The 16,733-nt window shown below is 64.7% G+C and carries 16 protein-coding genes and 1 pseudogene (1 of these 17 cut by a window edge); 12 read left to right on the top strand and 5 right to left on the bottom strand.

Features of this window, described 5'->3' with window-relative positions; all coding sequences use genetic code 11:
- Positions 1-431 (top strand): hypothetical protein (locus tag GEU01_RS04105; RefSeq protein WP_232272399.1); only part of this gene is annotated, 431 nt, incomplete at its 5' end.
- Positions 432-476: 45 nt separating this feature from the next.
- Here GEU01_RS04105 and GEU01_RS04100 read toward each other — a convergent pair.
- Both GEU01_RS04100 and GEU01_RS04095 read right to left on the bottom strand, forming a co-directional pair.
- Positions 477-806, bottom strand: coding sequence for a chaperone modulator CbpM (locus GEU01_RS04100; RefSeq protein ID WP_010509044.1), 330 nt, complete (start codon positions 804-806; stop codon positions 477-479).
- Positions 803-1,744, bottom strand: a complete 942-nt coding sequence (locus GEU01_RS04095) for a DnaJ C-terminal domain-containing protein (RefSeq protein ID WP_019085051.1) — start codon at positions 1,742-1,744, stop codon at positions 803-805. Before GEU01_RS04095 ends, GEU01_RS04100 begins: the two co-directional genes overlap by 4 nt.
- Positions 1,745-2,025: 281 nt before the next feature.
- Between GEU01_RS04095 and GEU01_RS04090 the strand changes: the two genes are divergently transcribed.
- The 3 genes from GEU01_RS04090 (at position 2,026) to GEU01_RS04080 (ending at position 5,249) form a co-directional block, all read left to right on the top strand.
- A complete protein-coding gene (locus tag GEU01_RS04090; protein WP_019085050.1) occupies positions 2,026-3,792 on the top strand; it encodes a Na+/H+ antiporter in 1,767 nt (588 codons plus the stop codon).
- Positions 3,793-3,856: 64 nt separating this feature from the next.
- A complete protein-coding gene (locus GEU01_RS04085) occupies positions 3,857-4,213 on the top strand; it encodes a hypothetical protein (RefSeq protein WP_019085049.1) in 357 nt (118 codons plus the stop codon).
- Between the two features lie 142 nt (positions 4,214-4,355).
- Positions 4,356-5,249, top strand: a complete 894-nt coding sequence (locus GEU01_RS04080; protein WP_019085048.1) for a DUF2272 domain-containing protein — start codon at positions 4,356-4,358, stop codon at positions 5,247-5,249.
- 37 nt (positions 5,250-5,286) lie between these two features.
- On the opposite strand, the gene GEU01_RS04075 is transcribed toward GEU01_RS04080, so the two are convergent.
- The gene (locus tag GEU01_RS04075) at positions 5,287-5,697 is read right to left on the bottom strand and encodes a rhodanese-like domain-containing protein (RefSeq protein WP_019085047.1); all 411 of its coding nucleotides are present in this window, start codon (positions 5,695-5,697) and stop codon (positions 5,287-5,289) included.
- A gap of 149 nt (positions 5,698-5,846) precedes the next feature.
- Between GEU01_RS04075 and GEU01_RS04070 the strand changes: the two genes are divergently transcribed.
- The 6 genes from GEU01_RS04070 (at position 5,847) to GEU01_RS04045 (ending at position 11,530) form a co-directional block, all read left to right on the top strand.
- Complete coding sequence (locus GEU01_RS04070) at positions 5,847-6,869, top strand: cysteine synthase A (RefSeq protein WP_019085046.1); 1,023 nt, start codon at positions 5,847-5,849, stop codon at positions 6,867-6,869.
- A gap of 82 nt (positions 6,870-6,951) precedes the next feature.
- Positions 6,952-7,671: a response regulator gene (locus tag GEU01_RS04065; RefSeq protein WP_010509028.1), complete on the top strand. Its 720-nt coding sequence runs from the start codon at positions 6,952-6,954 to the stop codon at positions 7,669-7,671.
- A 10-nt stretch (positions 7,672-7,681) separates the two neighbouring features.
- Positions 7,682-9,268: an ATP-binding protein gene (locus tag GEU01_RS04060; RefSeq protein WP_019085045.1), complete on the top strand. Its 1,587-nt coding sequence runs from the start codon at positions 7,682-7,684 to the stop codon at positions 9,266-9,268.
- A gap of 40 nt (positions 9,269-9,308) precedes the next feature.
- Complete coding sequence (locus GEU01_RS04055; protein ID WP_010509024.1) at positions 9,309-9,785, top strand: OsmC family protein; 477 nt, start codon at positions 9,309-9,311, stop codon at positions 9,783-9,785.
- A 39-nt stretch (positions 9,786-9,824) separates the two neighbouring features.
- Positions 9,825-10,403 (top strand): YqaA family protein, encoded by a 579-nt coding sequence (locus GEU01_RS04050; protein WP_010509021.1) that lies wholly within the window; start codon positions 9,825-9,827, stop codon positions 10,401-10,403.
- Between the two features lie 140 nt (positions 10,404-10,543).
- The gene (locus GEU01_RS04045; protein WP_019085044.1) at positions 10,544-11,530 is read left to right on the top strand and encodes an SDR family oxidoreductase; all 987 of its coding nucleotides are present in this window, start codon (positions 10,544-10,546) and stop codon (positions 11,528-11,530) included.
- A gap of 118 nt (positions 11,531-11,648) precedes the next feature.
- Here the strand turns inward: GEU01_RS04045 and GEU01_RS04040 are convergent, their stop codons facing one another.
- Positions 11,649-12,575 carry a 4-(cytidine 5'-diphospho)-2-C-methyl-D-erythritol kinase gene (locus GEU01_RS04040; RefSeq protein WP_019085043.1) on the bottom strand — a complete coding sequence of 309 codons (927 nt, stop codon included), beginning with the start codon at positions 12,573-12,575 and terminating at the stop codon, positions 11,649-11,651.
- Positions 12,575-14,392: a tetratricopeptide repeat protein gene (locus GEU01_RS04035; protein ID WP_019085042.1), complete on the bottom strand. Its 1,818-nt coding sequence runs from the start codon at positions 14,390-14,392 to the stop codon at positions 12,575-12,577. The genes GEU01_RS04040 and GEU01_RS04035 overlap by 1 nt, the downstream gene beginning before the upstream one ends.
- Before the next feature lie 42 nt (positions 14,393-14,434).
- Here GEU01_RS04035 and GEU01_RS04030 point away from each other — a divergent pair, with 42 nt between their 5' ends.
- Both GEU01_RS04030 and GEU01_RS22265 read left to right on the top strand, forming a co-directional pair.
- A complete protein-coding gene (locus GEU01_RS04030; RefSeq protein WP_019085041.1) occupies positions 14,435-15,370 on the top strand; it encodes a uracil-DNA glycosylase in 936 nt (311 codons plus the stop codon).
- 182 nt (positions 15,371-15,552) lie between these two features.
- Positions 15,553-16,733 (top strand): annotated as a pseudogene (locus GEU01_RS22265) (lytic transglycosylase domain-containing protein) (it continues 795 nt past the right edge of the window).

The raw sequence follows: 16,733 nt of genomic DNA, 5'->3' as shown, positions 1-16,733 counted from the left end.
GAAATAAGATCAGGAAGACCGGATTGATGAAACCATTCCACATGGCACTTGCCGCACTGGCCCTGGGCGGCGTTGTCGGGGGCAGCACGATCGCCCGCGCCGACGGCACGGACCCCAAGCCCCCGTATGGTCCGGGGGCCTATACCGGGGACTGGACGGCGCTGGGTCTCAAGCCCGTCACCATCAGCGCCAACAAGGCGCTTGGCCCGGCGGCCAGGCTGTACCTGCGCCTGCCCGACGCATTGGGCAAGATTACCGGCCTGACCGGGCGCACCATTGAAATGAAGGTTCAGGACGACACGTCGCTGCGATCGGTTGATGACAACCCGCGCGCCGTTTTCCGCCTGACATCCCCCAACGCCGCCGACCTGCAGATGCAGGGCGCAAAACCGGGCCAGAAGCTGGACCTGCCGCTCAGCCGCGCGGATTAAGCAAAAAAATACCCCCATGCCGGTTCGGGCATGGGGGCCGTTCGATCAGTCCTGCGTGCTGGCAAGCAGGGCGCGCAGCCTGCTGCGCAGTTCGTTTTCGCGCGGGACGCTGATGGCCTCACGCAGGCGCAGCATCTGCCGGCGGGCGGCATAAAGCTGGTCCAGCAGGGACAGGACCACGGGCATCCCTTCCGTGTTGATCCCCATGTCATCGCGCAGTTCAAGGATCAGCCGGGCGCGGGCCTCGTCAATCTCGCGGAACAGGTAATGCCCGCGTCCGCCTTCGGGCCGCAGCCAGTCACTGTCGATCCAGCCCAGCACCTCGTCCTGTGGCACGTTGCCGATACGCATGCACAGGGTTTCGAGCGTGATCATACCTTGTCCTTCCCAGGCTCCTTCGCCGCATCTGTCGTGCCTTTCAGAAAGGCTTCAAGGGCGGGATCCACCTTGCCTATGGTCACGACCAGCTTGACATACAGGTTGCCTGCCTCCTGCTTGCCATGCGCCTTGACCCCGCGTCCGCGCAGGCGCAGCACGCTGCCACTGTCGGAATGGGGCGGGACGTTCATCTTTACCGATCCCGCGGGCGTGGGAATGGTGATGCTGCCGCCCAGAACCGCCGTCTTCAGGTCCACCGGCAGCGACATGCGGATGTCATTGCCGTCACGCGTGTACGTGCTGTCAGGGGCGACGGTGATGGTGATCAGCGCATCGCCGGGGGGGCCACCCTGCACGCCCGGATCCCCCTTGCCACGCAGGCGCATGACCTGGCCGTCGGTAATGCCGGCGGGGATCTTCACATCCAGCTGCGCGCCACCGGGCAGGGTAATGCGCGACGTGCCGCCATTGACGGAATCGAGAAAGCTGACGGTCAGCGCGTACTGCCGGTCGCCCCCCGGCTGCGGGCCCTGCGGCCTGCGACGGAACCCGCCGCCAAACCCGGCCCCGCCACCCTGGCCGAACATGGTGCCGAAAATATCGCCCAGTTCGTCTTCCGAAAACTGGCCGCCGCCGTAATTGAAGCCCTGCGGCCCTTCGGCATGATCGCGGTAGCCGCCACGGCCGCCACCAAAACCGAAACCCTTTTCCTGTCCCGCGGCATCGATTTCGCCACGGTCGAAGCGGGCGCGCTGTTCCTCGTCCGACAGCAGGGCATTGGCCGCGCCCACGGCCTTGAAGTTCTCCTCCGCCACCTTGTCGCCGGGGTTGAGGTCAGGATGGTACTTCTTGGCCAGCTTGCGATAGGCCTTGCGGATGTCATCCTGGCTTGCCGTGCGGGCGACGCCGAGTACTTCGTATGGATCCTTGCTCACTTAAAAATCATCCCTCCGTCGGAACATGCCAGCCAGGCCTGTGCCACGCCCGTTATCGTCCCGAACATCATGAATACGACCTTGCGGTCCCTCTTACCCCGATAATGGGAATTGGGGGGGGCAGGGTCAATGAAATCAGGGGGAAATCTTTATTTCCTGCATGGCAGGCAGAAGAAAATAACAAAACGGAGACTTCGAAATAACATTTTTTGTATTTTTAATTAAAAGGAAAATGAAGTATTTGCAGATAACAATAGAAATATAAAAAAGACTCTCTGCAGATGCATGCCGTTTTCATCACCCTTGCATTACTCACCGTCACCGGGATCAGCAGCCTGATTTCACGCGTGGGGCGCATTCCCGTGCCGCTGCCCCTGATCCAGATCGGGGTGGGGGCCATTGCCGCCCTGGCGGGACTGAATATCGGCTTTGACCCCGACATGTTCCTGCTGCTGTTCATCCCGCCACTGCTGTATGCCGATGCCTACCGCATGCCGATGCGCGAATTTGGCGAACTGCGGAACATCATCATCATGATGGCGCTGGGACTGGTGGTGTTTACCACGCTGGCCTGTGGTTACTTCATCCACTGGCTGATCCCGCCCATCATGCTGCCCGCGGCCTTCGCCCTTGCAGCCGTCATGTCCCCCACCGACGCGGTATCGGTCGGCAGCATGATCGAGGGCGGCCGGGCGCCAGCACGCGTGGTGCATATCCTGCATGGGGAGGCGCTGCTGAACGACGCATCCGGGCTGGTATGCTTCAAATTCGCCGTGGCGGCGGCCATGACCGGGCTGTTTTCCTTCCAGCAGGCGCTGGGCAGCTTCATCTTCATGTCCACCGGCGGCATCCTGATCGGCATTGCCTGCGCATGGGCCGCCTGCCGGGCGGAACACCTGCTGCTGATGCGCGGGTATGACGACCCGCCCACCCATATCACGCTGGCCATGATGCTGCCGTTCGGCATTTACCTGATTGCCGATGCGCTGCAGTGCTCGGGCATACTGGCCGCCGTGGCGGGGGGCATGACCGTCAAGTTCACCGGCGTAATGAACGAGGCCCGGACCGAGACGCGCCTGAAGGCCACCACGGTGTGGGACATGGTGAACTTCACGTTCAATGCCGTGATCTTCCTGCTGCTGGGACTGCAGTTGCCCGACCTGGTCAACGGGGGGGCCGCAATCGCGCGCGCGGGCGGCGTGTCGCCGTGGTTCCTGATTCTGGCCATCGGTGGAATCCAGCTCATGATGAGCCTGATCCGCTTTGCATGGATCTGGATTTCCATTTCCGCGCGACGGCTTTTCGCCCATTTCCGCCATCGCAAGACCGTCATCCCGTCCATACGCACCGTGCTGCTGATGACGGTGGCGGGCACGCGCGGGGCCATTACGCTGGCGGCCGTGCTGTCGCTGCCGGTGGCCTCCCTGTCGGGGCCGGGCTTTCCGGGGCGTGACCTGCTGGTGACGCTGGCGGCGGGCGTCATCATCTGTTCGCTCCTGCTGGCCAGCCTTGCCATCCCGCCGCTGCTGCATGGCATGAACACGGATGAGGAAGACCCCACCCTGCATGAACTGGACATGATGCGCATCGAACTGGCGCAGACCGCCCTCGAGACCCTACATGCCGAACAGGCGGCGCTGGCGCAGCAGGAAGTCGAGGAACTGCCCGACCACAAGGAATCGGTGGATCTGAAACAGGAGGCCATCGGCCGCCTGCTGCATGAATATCAGGACACCATACACAGGCTGGACAATTCCCGCGCGGCGGAAGCCAGCATCCGCGCCACGGCCATACGGGAAAAACGTGCCGAACTGGCGCTGCGCTTCCGTATCATCCGGCACATGCGCGAACGCCTGCACATGCGCGTGGTCCAGAAGCACATCAATGACGAAACCGAATGGACCATCAACCAGGAACTGGATTTCATTGAACAGGAACTCCAGATCGAGGCGCGCTCCCTGCCCCGCCCCGACAGCCTGCCCCATGCGGAACCCGAAACCGCAATACAGCCCACAGGTGAATGCATGGCCGGGGCCGTGACCCACTGACACAGGCGGCCCGCGTCCCTATACCCACGACACAACCGTGCATGACCTTTCAGGAGAGCCTGCCATGCCCCCCCTGCGCACCCTGTTTGCGGGACTATGCCTTGCCACGATCCTGGCGCCCGGCGCCGAGGCCCGTTCGCACCATTTCAGCATGCCGCAGCGCCATATCCATGCGAATTCACCATATGGCCAGATCAGGGGCTACGTTGCTGCGGAGGATGAGCATGATCCCCACTACACCGCCGCGGAGCAGAAATGTGAGACCAAGGCTGCGATGGGTGTCATTTCAAAAGGTGCGACAGGCAACGCCACGGCCAAGGCTGGCGGCAACCATGTCCACTTTTACGCCGAATGCATGGTGTCCGAAGGCGCATGGCGCACCCGTTATGGCTCAAATACCGGCGACAAGTTCGATGACTGAATGGTGTGGCGGATAGGTCGGGCGACCCGCAACACCTGCCCGTCTCCGCCTCATTGCCAACCGCGCTGCGACACCGCCCCCTTCCACCGGGGCGGCCCACCCCGTATGGAATAGGCACGCCGCCTGCAATGGAGTGCCGATATTGCGCAAGTTAGCCCCCCTTCTTTCCCTGGCCTGCCTTGCCGCCTGTGCCCATGATCCGGGCCCGCGTGCCCGGCGCGCGACCACGCCGGTCGCGCAATACGCCACCGGGGCCGGGCCACTGGCGGTCAATACCCATGTGCCGGATTTCGCCACGCGCAATTATGAACCCTTTACCCGGCAGGACGTGGTGGCCATCGCCCTGCGTGAATGGCGGCTGTTTGGGCAGCCGGTCAGTGATGATGATCCCCTGCTACGCCCGGAACCGACCACGCCGGTGGTCAAGCCCGAACGCACGCCCGGCCTGTGGCAGCGCGTGGGCGAATACTGGTGGATTGGCCAGGACCCGCAGGAAACCGAGATCGCATGGGATGGCAAGCATGACGCGGACGGCCACATAACCGATTTCGTGCATGATGGCCGCTTCGCCTGGTCGGCGGCGTTCATTTCCTATGTCATGCGGGTGGCGGGGGCGAATGACCGCTTTGCCTATTCCCCCAACCACGCCACCTATATCAACGCTGCGGCAAGCGGGCAGGAAAAGGGCGTCAGGGCGCGCAATCCCGCCCGTTATGCGCCCAGGCTGGGGGACCTGATCTGTGTGGGCCGCGGGGCCAGCAAGTCGGTGCGTTTTCGTGACCTGCCCACCAGACAGGGCTTTCCCGCCCATTGCGGCATCGTGGTGGCGGGGCCGCACGACGATGCGCCTTTCGGCCATGAGATCAGCATCATCGGCGGTAACATAGACGATGCGGTCGCCCTGACCCACGTGCCGGTGGGACGTGATGGCCGACTGGCCGACGGCAAGGGCAGCAGCATCGATCCCCGCTATCCATGGTGCGTCGTGCTGCAGGTCCGCTATGACGCCGATAGCGAACCGCAGGCGGACCAGTAACCATCACACCCGCCGGGTGTGACGCGGACGTATGTGATCAGCCGCGTGACCACGGCAGTTCGGATGCCTGCCAGCCGGCCAGGCGACCACGGCTGCCGGTCGCGTCTTCCGGTCCTTCAAACCCGTCGGCCACGTTGTGCACATTGTGATAGCCCGCATCATACGCCGCATGCGCGGCCGCCATGCTGCGCGCGCCGGAACGGCAGATGAAATAGACCTCGTCCGTCTTGCCGATCCCCGCCTTTTCCAGCGTGGTGATGAAGTCCGGGTTGACCTGTCCCGCGGGCGGCAGCTGCCAGCTGTCACGCACCAGCGCCTTGCCAGCACCCGACAGGTCGGGCACGCCGATGTGTTCCCATTCCATGGGCGTACGCACGTCAACAAGCCAGGCGTTGGGGCGGCCACGCACGGCCTCCCACGTGGCGGCGGGGGAAATATCGTCAATCATCGCTGTTTCCTTTCATCGGGAAAACCTGTTTAGGGATATGCCAAGCCGCACGCATTCCTGATAGTAAGGAATGCAACACGCCCGGCATGGCCGCCATGTCTGGCCGCCGTGCCGCATGATATGATCCAGACCAGTGAAGGTGCTGCCTTATGGCCGAAAGTGCAAATCCCGCCTCCTCCCTCTCACCGGACATGCCGGCTGCCATCGGCAATACGCCCCTGATCCGCCTGCGACGGGCATCGGAGGCAACGGGCTGCGATATCTACGGCAAGGCGGAATTCATGAATCCCGGCGGTTCGGTCAAGGATCGCGCGGCCCTCGCCATCATCAACGACGCCGAACGCCGGGGCACGCTGAAGCCCGGCGGCACGATTGTCGAAGGCACGGCGGGCAATACCGGCATCGGGCTGACGCTGGTGGCCAATGCGCGCGGCTATCGCTCGGTCATCGTGATGCCCGAAACGCAGAGCCGGGAGAAAATCGACTTCCTGAGCATGATCGGCGCCGACCTGCGTCTGGTCCCCGCCAAGCCGTTCCGTGACCCGGGCAACTATGTCCATGTCTCCCGCCGCCTGGCGGAGGAAACCGGCGGCGTCTGGGCCAACCAGTTCGACAATACCGCCAACCGCGAAGGCCACCGCCACACCACGGCCCCCGAAATCTGGGACCAGACGGGTGGCCGGATCGATGCCTTCACCTGTTCATGCGGGACGGGCGGCACGCTGGCCGGTGTCACGCTGGGGCTGGAGGACTGCGCGAAAAAGGCCGGTGTCGCCCGGCCGCGCGTCGTGCTGGCCGACCCCGAGGGATCGGGCCTGTATGGCTGGGTCAAGTCGGGCGACCTGTCGGTCAGCGGGTCGTCCATTACCGAAGGCATCGGGCAGTCGCGGGTGACGGGCAACCTGGAGGGCCTGCACTTCGATGACGCCGTGCGCATTCCCGACCCGGAAGCACTGGAACAGATCTATGAACTGCTGATCCATGAGGGGCTGTCGGTCGGTGGCTCGGCGGGCATCAACATCGCCGCCGCCATCCGCGTGGCCCGCGCCATGGGGCCGGGGCACCGCATTGTCACCATCCTGTGTGACGGGGGCGCGCGGTACCAGTCCAAGCTGTTCAACCCCGAATTCCTGCGCGCCAAGGACCTGCCGGTTCCCGCTTGGCTGGCCTGAGGGGCCGCGCCGCACGGGGCGGGAATTGCTACGGATTGAAACATCTGATGTTCCCGCCTTTTTTGTGATGTAGGATCACGACATGAGCCCGCTGCCGCATATCCTGATCATTGATGATGACCGCGAGATCCGTGACCTGCTGGCACGTTTCCTCGAACGCAACGAACTGCGTGTCACCACCGCACGCGATGGGCATGAGGCGCGCCGCCGCTGGGCGGAAGGGCATTACCAGCTGGTGATCCTCGACCTCATGCTGCCGGGGGAAAGCGGGCTGGACATCTCGCGCTGGCTGCGCACGCAGGCCAATGTGCCCATCGTCATGCTGACGGCCATGGGCGATGATACCGACCGGATCATCGGCCTTGAACTCGGGGCCGATGATTACGTGCCCAAACCGTTCAACCCGCGTGAACTGCTGGCCCGTATCCGCGCCGTGCTGCGCCGGGCATCCGACACCCCCGATCCCCGCAGCGTGCCGGTGCTGCATACGCTGCGCTTTGCCGGGTGGGAACTGGATACCGGGCGGCGGCGGCTGCTCAACCCCGAAGGGGTGGAAGTGCCGTTGACGGGCGGGGAATATGACCTGCTTCTGGCCCTGCTGGAACGGGCCAACCGCGTCATGACCCGCGACATGCTGTTTGACCTGCTGCGCGGACGGCAGGCCGGCCCGTTTGACCGGGCGATCGACGTGGCCATAAGCCGCCTGCGCCGCAAGCTGGAAGATAACGGGCGCAACGCGCAGCTTATCAAGACGGTACGCGGGGGTGGCTATGTCCTTGCATCAGAAGTCGAGCGTCACTGAACCGCCCGCAATGCCCCATTCTTCCCGGCAGTCTTTCCTTTCCGCCCCTGTTCCCGATGAAGACGCAGCCCCCCGCTGGGGACAGCGGCTGCGCAGGCGGCTGCTGCCACAGTCACTGGCGGCACGGACCACCCTGCTGCTGATTGGCGGGCTGGGGGTCATCCAGATCATTGGCCTGACCATCCATGCGATGGACCGGTTCGACTTTGACCAGCGCATGATCTACGAGCGCACGCGTAGCAAGATGTTCAGCTACTATCGCGCGATCGTGGAAACCGCGCCATCGGACCGTGACAGGGAACTGGCCGCCCTGCACCTGCCCGAAAACGTGCATATTACCCTGACCCCCGGCCCCGAGCCGGACATGATCAACGCGCGCGCGCTTCCGCCGCACCCGCCGGGGGGCCATCCCGGCGACTGGAACGGCCACAGGCCCGATGACATGGGGGCCATACCCTTCTTCGGTCCGTGGGGCGGCGGTGGCGGGCCGCCCGACCACAGGGGCGGTCCCGGTGGACCGGGCGGCCCCCACGGTTTCGGGCCTGAAAACGACGGGGGCATGGGGCCCCTGCCGCCCTCGATGCGTCCGGAGCAGGTCCTGATCTCCCCCACGTCGGGACGCAAGCGGGCCGTGGCCTTCCTGCTGCCTGACGAACGGCGCTGGGTCACCATTCATTATATCCTGCCCCAGCCCAGCCTGTTCCGCTCGCCCACCTTTCCCATCGCCTTTCTCATCATGACCTTCACCGGCGGCCTGCTGATCCTGTGGGGCGTGCGCAGGCTGATCGCGCCGGTCAGCACGCTTGCCGCCGCGGCCGAGGAACTGGGCCGCAACATGAATGCCCCCCCCATGCCCGAAGACGGCCCGCGCGAAGTGGCCCGCGCCGCCCATGCCTTCAACACCATGGCGCACCGCATCCGCCGTTACCTGATGGACCGCACGCTCATGCTGACCGCGATCGGCCATGACCTGCGCACGCCCATTACACGGCTGAAGCTGCGGGCCGAATTCATTGAAGACGATGAAATGCGCGCCAAGATGCTCAACGACCTTGATGAGCTTGAAGCCATGGTCGCCGCCACCCTGGCCTTCGGGCGCGATGCCTCGCAACGCGAACCGATGGGACAGGTCAACCTGACCGCCATGCTGCAGACCATCGCGGATGAAGCCGCCGAAACCCATATCGACGCGGCGGACCGGATCGTGTTCGTATCGGAAAACATGCCCGATGTGCTGGTGCGCGCGCGCCCCATGGCGCTCAAGCGCGCGCTGAACAATCTTGTGACCAACGCGGTGAAATATGGCGGGGGGGCAAGGATCACCCTGCTTCATCCCATCAAGGGCAATGGGGAGGACGCGGAGGAATACAAGGTCACCATCCTGATCGAGGACGACGGCCCCGGCCTGCCGACCGAAGACCTTGAACGCATGTTCGACCCCTTCGTCCGCGCCGAACAGAGTCGCAACCGCGAAACGGGGGGCACGGGGCTGGGGCTGTCGATTTCGCGCAATATCATATGGGGGCTGGGTGGTGACATCCGTCTGGGCAACCGGCAGCCGCACGGATTGCGTGTGACAGTCACACTTGTCTGCTAAGGTCCGATTCCCGTACGGACAATTCAGGATATAACGTTCAATGCCGGACAGAACACACCGCTATCAGGTCTCGCTTCTATGGACCGGAAACGGCGGAAATGACGGGGCTTCCCGGCAGGCCCATCATCGTGATTACGAACTGCACTGCACGGGGCGACCGGTCATTGACGGGTCCGCCTCACCCGCGTTTCGCGGGGACCCCCAGAAATGGAACCCCGAAAAGCTGCTGCTGGGCGCCCTGTGCGCCGACCATCAGCTATGGTTCATCCATCTGTGCACCGCCATGGGAATCGGCATCCTTTCCTATGCCGACCATGCCGAAGCCATGCTGGATGAATATGAGGATGGTTCCTTTTCCATCACGCAGGTCATCCTGCGTCCCCATGCCGCCCTGTCCACCCCACATGAAATACAGGCCGTGATCGACCTGCATCAGGACGCCGCCATGCGCAGCTGCATCGCACGTTCGGTCAGCTTCCCGGTATTGTGTGAGCCCCGCGTCACCAGCGCGCAATAAGTCCTTGCCGCAGGCCGGGTGGAATGGCATTGCCCGATAATGCTTGATCGCCTGTATGCCCGCATCATCGCCCTGGCCGCCAGCCGACATGCCGTCATATGGCTGGCTGTCATCGCCTTTGCCGAGGCCAGCGTCTTTCCGCTGCCGCCCGACATCATGCTGGTGCCGATGGTGCTGGCCTGCCGGGCCCGCGCCTTCCGCCTTGCGGCCATCTGCACCGTCGCCAGCGTATGCGGGGCGGTGCTGGGATGGGTCATCGGGTCGTTCCTGCTGGAATACCTCGCGATGCCCATTGTGCGATTCTATCATGCACAGAACACATTGCTGACCCTGCAGGAACGCTTCCGCGAATGGGGGGTATGGATCATCCTCATCAAGGGGCTGACACCCATCCCGTTCAAATTCGTCACCATCGCCAGTGGGGCGGCCCATCTTTCCCTCGCTCCCTTCCTGCTGGCCTGCGCGGTGACGCGTGGGGCGCGGTTTTTCCTGCTCGCGGCACTGCTGCGCCGGTTTGGCGCGCCGATCCAGGCCTTCATCGAACGTCGGCTGCCGCTGGTGGCCGGCCTGTTCGCGCTGGCGCTGGTGGGGGGAATCGTGGCGCTGAAATACATATGACGCATCGGCTGCCGCCTCCCCTGCCCGCGTGGCGGTGTTCGGGTCTGCCATGGCGTGATATGACGGATCCATCGTGATCCGAACCCGCGCGGCCAGCACCAGCCGCGCGGCCTATATTCCAACGGGTGGGGAACATATTCATGCCGCAGCAGGTTGCCGTCATTACCGGAGCGGGCGCAGGTATCGGTCGCGCCACAGCACGCACGCTGGGCCGCGCGGGGTGCGATGTCGCCCTGCTGGGCCGTAACCGCGACCGGCTGAATGACGCGGCGGCCGAACTGCGTGAACTCAATGTTCGCACCCATATCGTCTGCGTCGATGTGGCCGACGCCAAGGCCGTCGATCAGGCCGCCGAGGAAATCGAGGAAACGCTGGGCGCCATTACCCTGTGGATCAACTGTGCCGGCGCCAGCGTGACCGGGCAGGTCGCGGCCCTTGATGCCGATGAAATCCGGCGTGCAACCGAAGTGACCTATCTTGGCACCGTCAACGGCACGCGGGCCGCACTGACGCGCATGCGCAGGCGCGGGCATGGCACGATCGTCAACCTCGACCGCCTGGCCAGCCTGCGTCCGCCGCCGCTGCAGGCCGTGGAAAACGGGGCGCGGGCCGCCGTACGCGCCTTTTCCGAAAGCATCCGCCCCGAAATCCTGCATGACGGGGACCGCATCCATATCGCGCTGGTGCACCTGCCCTCCATCAACACGCCGCGCTTTTCATGGACGCGCAACCATACTGGCAAGCGCCTGAAGCCGATGGGGCCGGTATACGAGCCCGAAATCGCCGCCGAGGCGATCTGCCGCGCCGCCTTTGGCCGGGAACGCGACATCTGGGTCGGCCTGTCCGGCGTGCGCAACTGGGCGCTGGCGACCTTCCTGCCCGGCCTGTCGGACCGCTGGCTGTCGGGCAAGGGCTATGCGAAGCAGATGGAAAAGACGCCGGTTGCGGGCAACGAACCCGATGACCTGTATGAAACCGTGCCGGGGGCCTATGCCGCCCATGGCCGTTTCGACATGATCACCCGCAAGGGCATGCCCCTGCTGCTGACCAGCCGCCATGCGCAACTGGCCACCGTGACGGGCCTTATGGGCATCGTGCTGCTGGCGCTGCGCCGCAGGCGGGATTAGGCCATATTACTGAAATTATTGTAAAAAATAAAAGTTTGTGGGTGCCGCCTTTTTCCAAAAAGGCGGCATTCCCTGAAGCTTTTTGAAAAAAGCTTCATTTACAGGGTATTCCGCCTGTTCAGGCAGGCAGCGAATCGGTGGGGGATTCCAGGCGCGCCCCCGTTCGGCACAGGTCACCTGCCCAGACCCACCATTTTCCCTGACGCACCACAGGTACAGCGGCCTGGGCCGCCTCCGGGCTGTCGAACAGGGCGAAACAGGTTGCGCCCGACCCGCTCATCCGTGCAAGGCGACAGCCGGGGGCGGCGCGCAGGGCATCCAGCACGGTCGTGATTTCAGGGCAGATGGCACAGGCCGCGTCCTGCAGGTCGTTGGTCTGCGCCGACAGGTCACGCACCATGTCCGCCAGCATATCCCACCGTGCGGGCAGGCCAGCACGCGGCGTGAAGCCCGGCGCGCGTGACTTGAACACCTGCGGGGTGGATACGCTCTGCCCGCAATTGACCAGCATCATGCCACAGGGGGGCAATGCGGGCGCCGGGGTCAGTTCTTCCCCGATTCCTTCCATCCGGGCAGGCATCTGGTCCAGGCACACCGGCACATCAGCCCCCAGACGGGTCGCCAGCGCCATGAGGTCCGCGCGGGAGATGGACAGGCCCCATGCCTTCAGCAGCAGGCGCAGCGCCGCCGCCGCATCGGCCGATCCCCCACCGATACCCGATGCCACGGGCAGTTCCTTGCGCAGCACGATATCCACATCCGGCAGGCGATGCGCCCTCTCCGGCCCCACATGCGCACGCAGGAGCGCGCCCGCGCGTACGATCAGGTTATCGGCGCAGTCATCCTGCAGCCCCAGGGCGAATGTCCCCTCTATCCGCAGGCCGACATGGCCGCCACGTCCCGCCCCCTGTTCCAGCCGCAGTTCATCGGCGGCGCCGGCAAACACGGCCAGACTGTCCAGCAGGTGATAGCCGTCATCACGCCGTCCCGTGACATGCAGGTAGAGATTGATCTTTGCATGGGCCAGTTCGCGTAACGGGGACATCAGTGATGGGTTCCATTTGCCTGTAAAGGGGAAGATGCGGGCTGGACCGCCGGCCGCAGGTCAGCCGGAAGCGCCACGCCAGGATGGGCCGCATTGGCCTGCCATGCCTTGGCATAGGCCAGGGCCGCCGTGATCTTGCGCCGGTCCATGGGATCGGGCTGGAACTGGATGGCGTTCTGCCATTCATTCACCGCTTCCAGCCTGCGGCCCGCCATCCAGTACGCAACGCCAAGGTGGTAATTGATGGCCGGGTCCTGCGGCATCTGCTCGGCGGACTGTTCCAGCAGCGGCAGGCCTTCGGATACATGGCCAAGCCGCATGAGCACCCAGCCCACGCTGTCGCGGATCTGGTTATCGGACGGGGCCAGCGCCAGCGCACGCCGCAGGTAGGTTTCCGCCTGTACGGGATCCCCGCCATGTTCGACCATGGAATATCCAAGGTAGTTCAGCAGTTCGGCCTCGTTGGGGGAAAGCTGGATGGCATGCTGCAGCAGTGTGTGCGCCTGTGGCCAGTGGTTCTGGCGTTCCTGTGCTATGGCCTGCCCGAACAGCAGCCGCCAGTCATCGCCTTCCAGCTGGTGCGGCGTCAGGGCCACGGCATGCTGGTAGGCATCCAGCGCTTCCGCCCATTTCTGCTGGTCCAGCAGCGCATCGCCCAGGCTGGACCATAGCATGCGGTCATCAGGGGCCTGCCGCAGCAGGTCACGCAGTTCCTGCGCCGCCTGCTCCTTATGCCCCATCACGACATCAAGGTCGGCCTGTTCGGTCCGGTAGACCGGCAGCAGCGGGTCATCCGCCGGCGCGCCATCCAGTGCCTCACGCGCCTGCCGGTCCTGCTTGCGCAGATGCAGCATGGAAGACAGCAGCAGCCGGGCTTCCGAATCCGCCGGGTCCAGCATCAGCGCCATGCGCAGCATCATCTGTTCGGTGCCGCGCAGGGTGCCGGTTTCCATCGCCATGTCGGGTGGCTGGTGATCGTCATCCGGACCGTCATGCGTATAAAGCTGCTGGTCGATCAGCAGGGCGACCAGCCCGTATGCCTGCGCCAGTCCCTGCGTTGCATGGGTCACGACCGGGCGCTGGATCATGGCCATGATATTGGCGCGCGCCGCCTCCAGCACCGGCATGCCCGCGATACGCTGGTTGACCAGCGACTGCGCATCCGCCATGCGCCCCTGCGTCACCAGCCACCGCGCCATGACCAGCGAAGTGAACAGGTCCCCGCCCGTCATGCTGCTGGCCTGCCGGAACAGGGTATCCGCCCGCATCTTCTGGCCCGACAGCTGCGCCACCAGGGCGGCATGGAGGGTATAATATCCCCCCAGCGTGCGATCCTGCCGGGCGGTGTCCAGCGCGGCCAGCGCTTCATCCGTCCGGCCCGCGCCCTGCAGCGCCCATGCGCGCAGCAGCGGGCGCAGCAGGGTCATGATCTGGTCCGCGGGCGCGCCCTGGTAGCTTGTCAGCGCCTCGTCCCATTTTCCCGCAAGGGCCGCGGCATTGCCCAGCACCAGCGCGGACATGACGCCGGGCGTCTGGCTACGCGCCAGGATTGCGGCCTCCGGCCGGCCTGCCAGAATGCTGTAATAAAACGCACGTTCACTGAACAGGTGGTATGTGGGGGACAGCCGCGCCGCATTGCCAAAGGCCTGCGCCGCGCTGGCGTTATCGCCCTCGCTGGCGGCGACGCTGCCGACCAGCAGGTTGGTGGCCAGGTCCTGCTGCCCCGCGTGGATGATGGCTTCATCCGGGGTGGCGGCGTGTATTTCGCGGTTGGGAATCCCGGCGATGAGCGGTACAACAAGGGAGGCCACGACCATGCGTGACAGACGAGGTAAGAGCATGACGCCAGAATCTACCGCGTGCGGCGTCCGCTGCCAAACCCCGCGCATGGGGGCGGGACGGCGCGTGCGTGCGTTGCCTGTGCGGGATATATCCATCCGATGACTGATTCCCTGTCCCTGTTGCGCCTGTATGTCGAATGGGGCGCCGATGACGCGCTGGATCCCCACCCACATGACCGGCTGGCGCTCGCGCCCACGATACACGACCGTTCCCGGCCGACACAGCCCCCCCCCATACAGCCAGATGCGGGGAATGGACATAGAAAACACCGTCCAGCCCCGCCCCCGCCGCGCGGGTCCGCCACCCTGATCGACCAGGCCGCGGCCATGGCGCGGGACGTGGCGCAGGCTGCCCGCACGCTGGCGGAATTGCACGCCGCCATCCGCGATTTCGGGGAATGCAGCCTGCGCGATACCGCGACCAGCAGCGTATTTGTGGAAGGGCCGGAGGGCGCCCCGCTCATGCTGATTGGCGAGGCCCCCGACGCGGACGAAGATCGCAGCGGCCATCCCTTCGCGGGGGAAAGCGGGGCGCTGGTCAGCACCATGTTCGCCAGTATCGGCATTGATCAGGCCAGCCTGCTGCGCGCGCCGGTCATCCCGTGGCGGCCACCCGGCGGCAGGCCGCCCTCAGTGGCCGAAACACGGATCTGCCTGCCCTTCATCCAGCGCGCGATCGTGCTGGCGCGTCCCGCGCGCGTGGTGCTGATGGGCAACCTGCCGGTATCGGTCCTGCTGGACCAGCGCACCACGGCGGCACGCATGCGCGGCCGCTGGCGTGATCTGCCCCTGCCTGCCGAAAGTGCGGATAAGGGCGCAACCCCACCCACGCCACAGGCGTTACCCATGCGTCATCCACTGCAGCTACGCGCCAGCGCCACGGCCCGCCGTGATGCATGGAAAGACATGCTTCTGATCCGTGAAGCAATCGGAAACATTCCTTCAAAATCATAAAGGGTATTAACATAATCATGCCCTGCATTAGCTTGGGGCAAGGCTGCTATTCATTCTGCTTCAAGTGTATGTTTTTCACTGTTTACATATAGTTCCTGCATCTGTTCTGAAAACTTATTTACCTTCCCGTAATACGATATCTATTGCTTTCCATTCGCACAGGGCTTACATCCGGCACCGCCATGCGAGGGACAATCAATACCCCCCATCACGCGGTGACGGCCTTTCTGGCTGGCGCCGCATTTCTGGCAGGGGCGGCGTTCGCGCCGCTTCGTGCCCAAACAGTGGAAGCCGGCAGGGCGGATCAGGATCCTACCCCCCACGGCGACCATAACGAGGAAACGGCACTTGCCCTTCCACGCCTGCCCGCACATGGCAGCGCCGGGCTGCCGCGTCCCCTCACGCCCGATGACGTAAGCCGTATCCGCCGGGTGTTCCGGCTGCAGGCCGATGGCAAGTTCGATGCCGCCATCCGTGAAACGGCCGCGATCCACGATGATACCCTGCTGGGTGATATCCTGGCCGCGCGTTATCTCAACCCCGCCTATCATGCCAGTCCGGGGCAGCTGCGGCTATGGCTGCGCACGTTCTCGGGCCTGGCTGATTCGCCCGCGATCTATTCACTGCTGTCTTCCATGCCCAACCGGGGCGGCCCCCTGCCGCCAGCGCCCACCCATAACGCGCTGGACAGCAGCCATCCGCCGCAGCATATCCGCCTGCCGGAGGAGGATGACCCCTCGCTGCGTGTCTTCACCCGCAACAGCCTGCTGGACCACACGGTACGCGAACGCGCCACGCAGGGGGTAAAGGGGGCACGGAGCGCCCTGCACCTGATTGCGGTGACGCCGGGCATAAACGACCTGTATGCCGCGCACCTGCAGGCGGAAATCGCCATGACCCTGTTCAGCAGCGGTGAGAACCGGCAGGCCATGTCGATTGCACGCGACGCATTCGAACATTCGGGCCGGCGGCTGGGACTGGCGGGCTATGTGGCCGGTCTGGCCGCATGGCGGCAGGGACGGCCCGACATGGCCGAACCCCTGTTCGAGGCCGCATCGCGCGCCAGCCTGACGCCGGGCAGCATCCGTGCCGGCGCCGCCTACTGGGCCGCGCGCGCCCATCAGGCAACGGGGGACGTGGCCGCCTACCACCCATGGCTGCACCGCGCGGCGGCCGCGCCGCATACCTTCTACGGCCTTCTGGCGTCACAGATCCTTGGCCTGCGTGCAGCAGCCCCGAAATCCGCCCATACGCCTAACACCATCGGCCCGAACGCAGCCATGACGCTGGCGGCCGAACAGCAGACCATCCATGCGGGCAACCGTGTGCTGGGTGAAATCGATATCGAGGCCGTGGCCGCCAC

The organism is Komagataeibacter europaeus LMG 18890 (assembly GCF_000285295.1).
GTDB lineage: Bacteria > Pseudomonadota > Alphaproteobacteria > Acetobacterales > Acetobacteraceae > Komagataeibacter > Komagataeibacter europaeus.
This window is presented reverse-complemented; position numbering and strand designations above follow the sequence as displayed.

Coding starts and splice junctions, on each gene's coding strand:
- GEU01_RS04100 (WP_010509044.1), bottom strand. CDS start 806: ATGATCACGCTCGAAACCCTGTGCATGCGTATCGGCAACGTGCCACAG.
- GEU01_RS04090 (WP_019085050.1), top strand. CDS start 2,026: ATGCATGCCGTTTTCATCACCCTTGCATTACTCACCGTCACCGGGATC.
- GEU01_RS04085 (WP_019085049.1), top strand. CDS start 3,857: ATGCCCCCCCTGCGCACCCTGTTTGCGGGACTATGCCTTGCCACGATC.
- GEU01_RS04075 (WP_019085047.1), bottom strand. CDS start 5,697: ATGATTGACGATATTTCCCCCGCCGCCACGTGGGAGGCCGTGCGTGGC.
- GEU01_RS04070 (WP_019085046.1), top strand. CDS start 5,847: ATGGCCGAAAGTGCAAATCCCGCCTCCTCCCTCTCACCGGACATGCCG.
- GEU01_RS04065 (WP_010509028.1), top strand. CDS start 6,952: ATGAGCCCGCTGCCGCATATCCTGATCATTGATGATGACCGCGAGATC.
- GEU01_RS04060 (WP_019085045.1), top strand. CDS start 7,682: ATGCCCCATTCTTCCCGGCAGTCTTTCCTTTCCGCCCCTGTTCCCGAT.
- GEU01_RS04055 (WP_010509024.1), top strand. CDS start 9,309: ATGCCGGACAGAACACACCGCTATCAGGTCTCGCTTCTATGGACCGGA.
- GEU01_RS04050 (WP_010509021.1), top strand. CDS start 9,825: ATGCTTGATCGCCTGTATGCCCGCATCATCGCCCTGGCCGCCAGCCGA.
- GEU01_RS04045 (WP_019085044.1), top strand. CDS start 10,544: ATGCCGCAGCAGGTTGCCGTCATTACCGGAGCGGGCGCAGGTATCGGT.
- GEU01_RS04040 (WP_019085043.1), bottom strand. CDS start 12,575: ATGTCCCCGTTACGCGAACTGGCCCATGCAAAGATCAATCTCTACCTG.
- GEU01_RS04035 (WP_019085042.1), bottom strand. CDS start 14,392: ATGGTCGTGGCCTCCCTTGTTGTACCGCTCATCGCCGGGATTCCCAAC.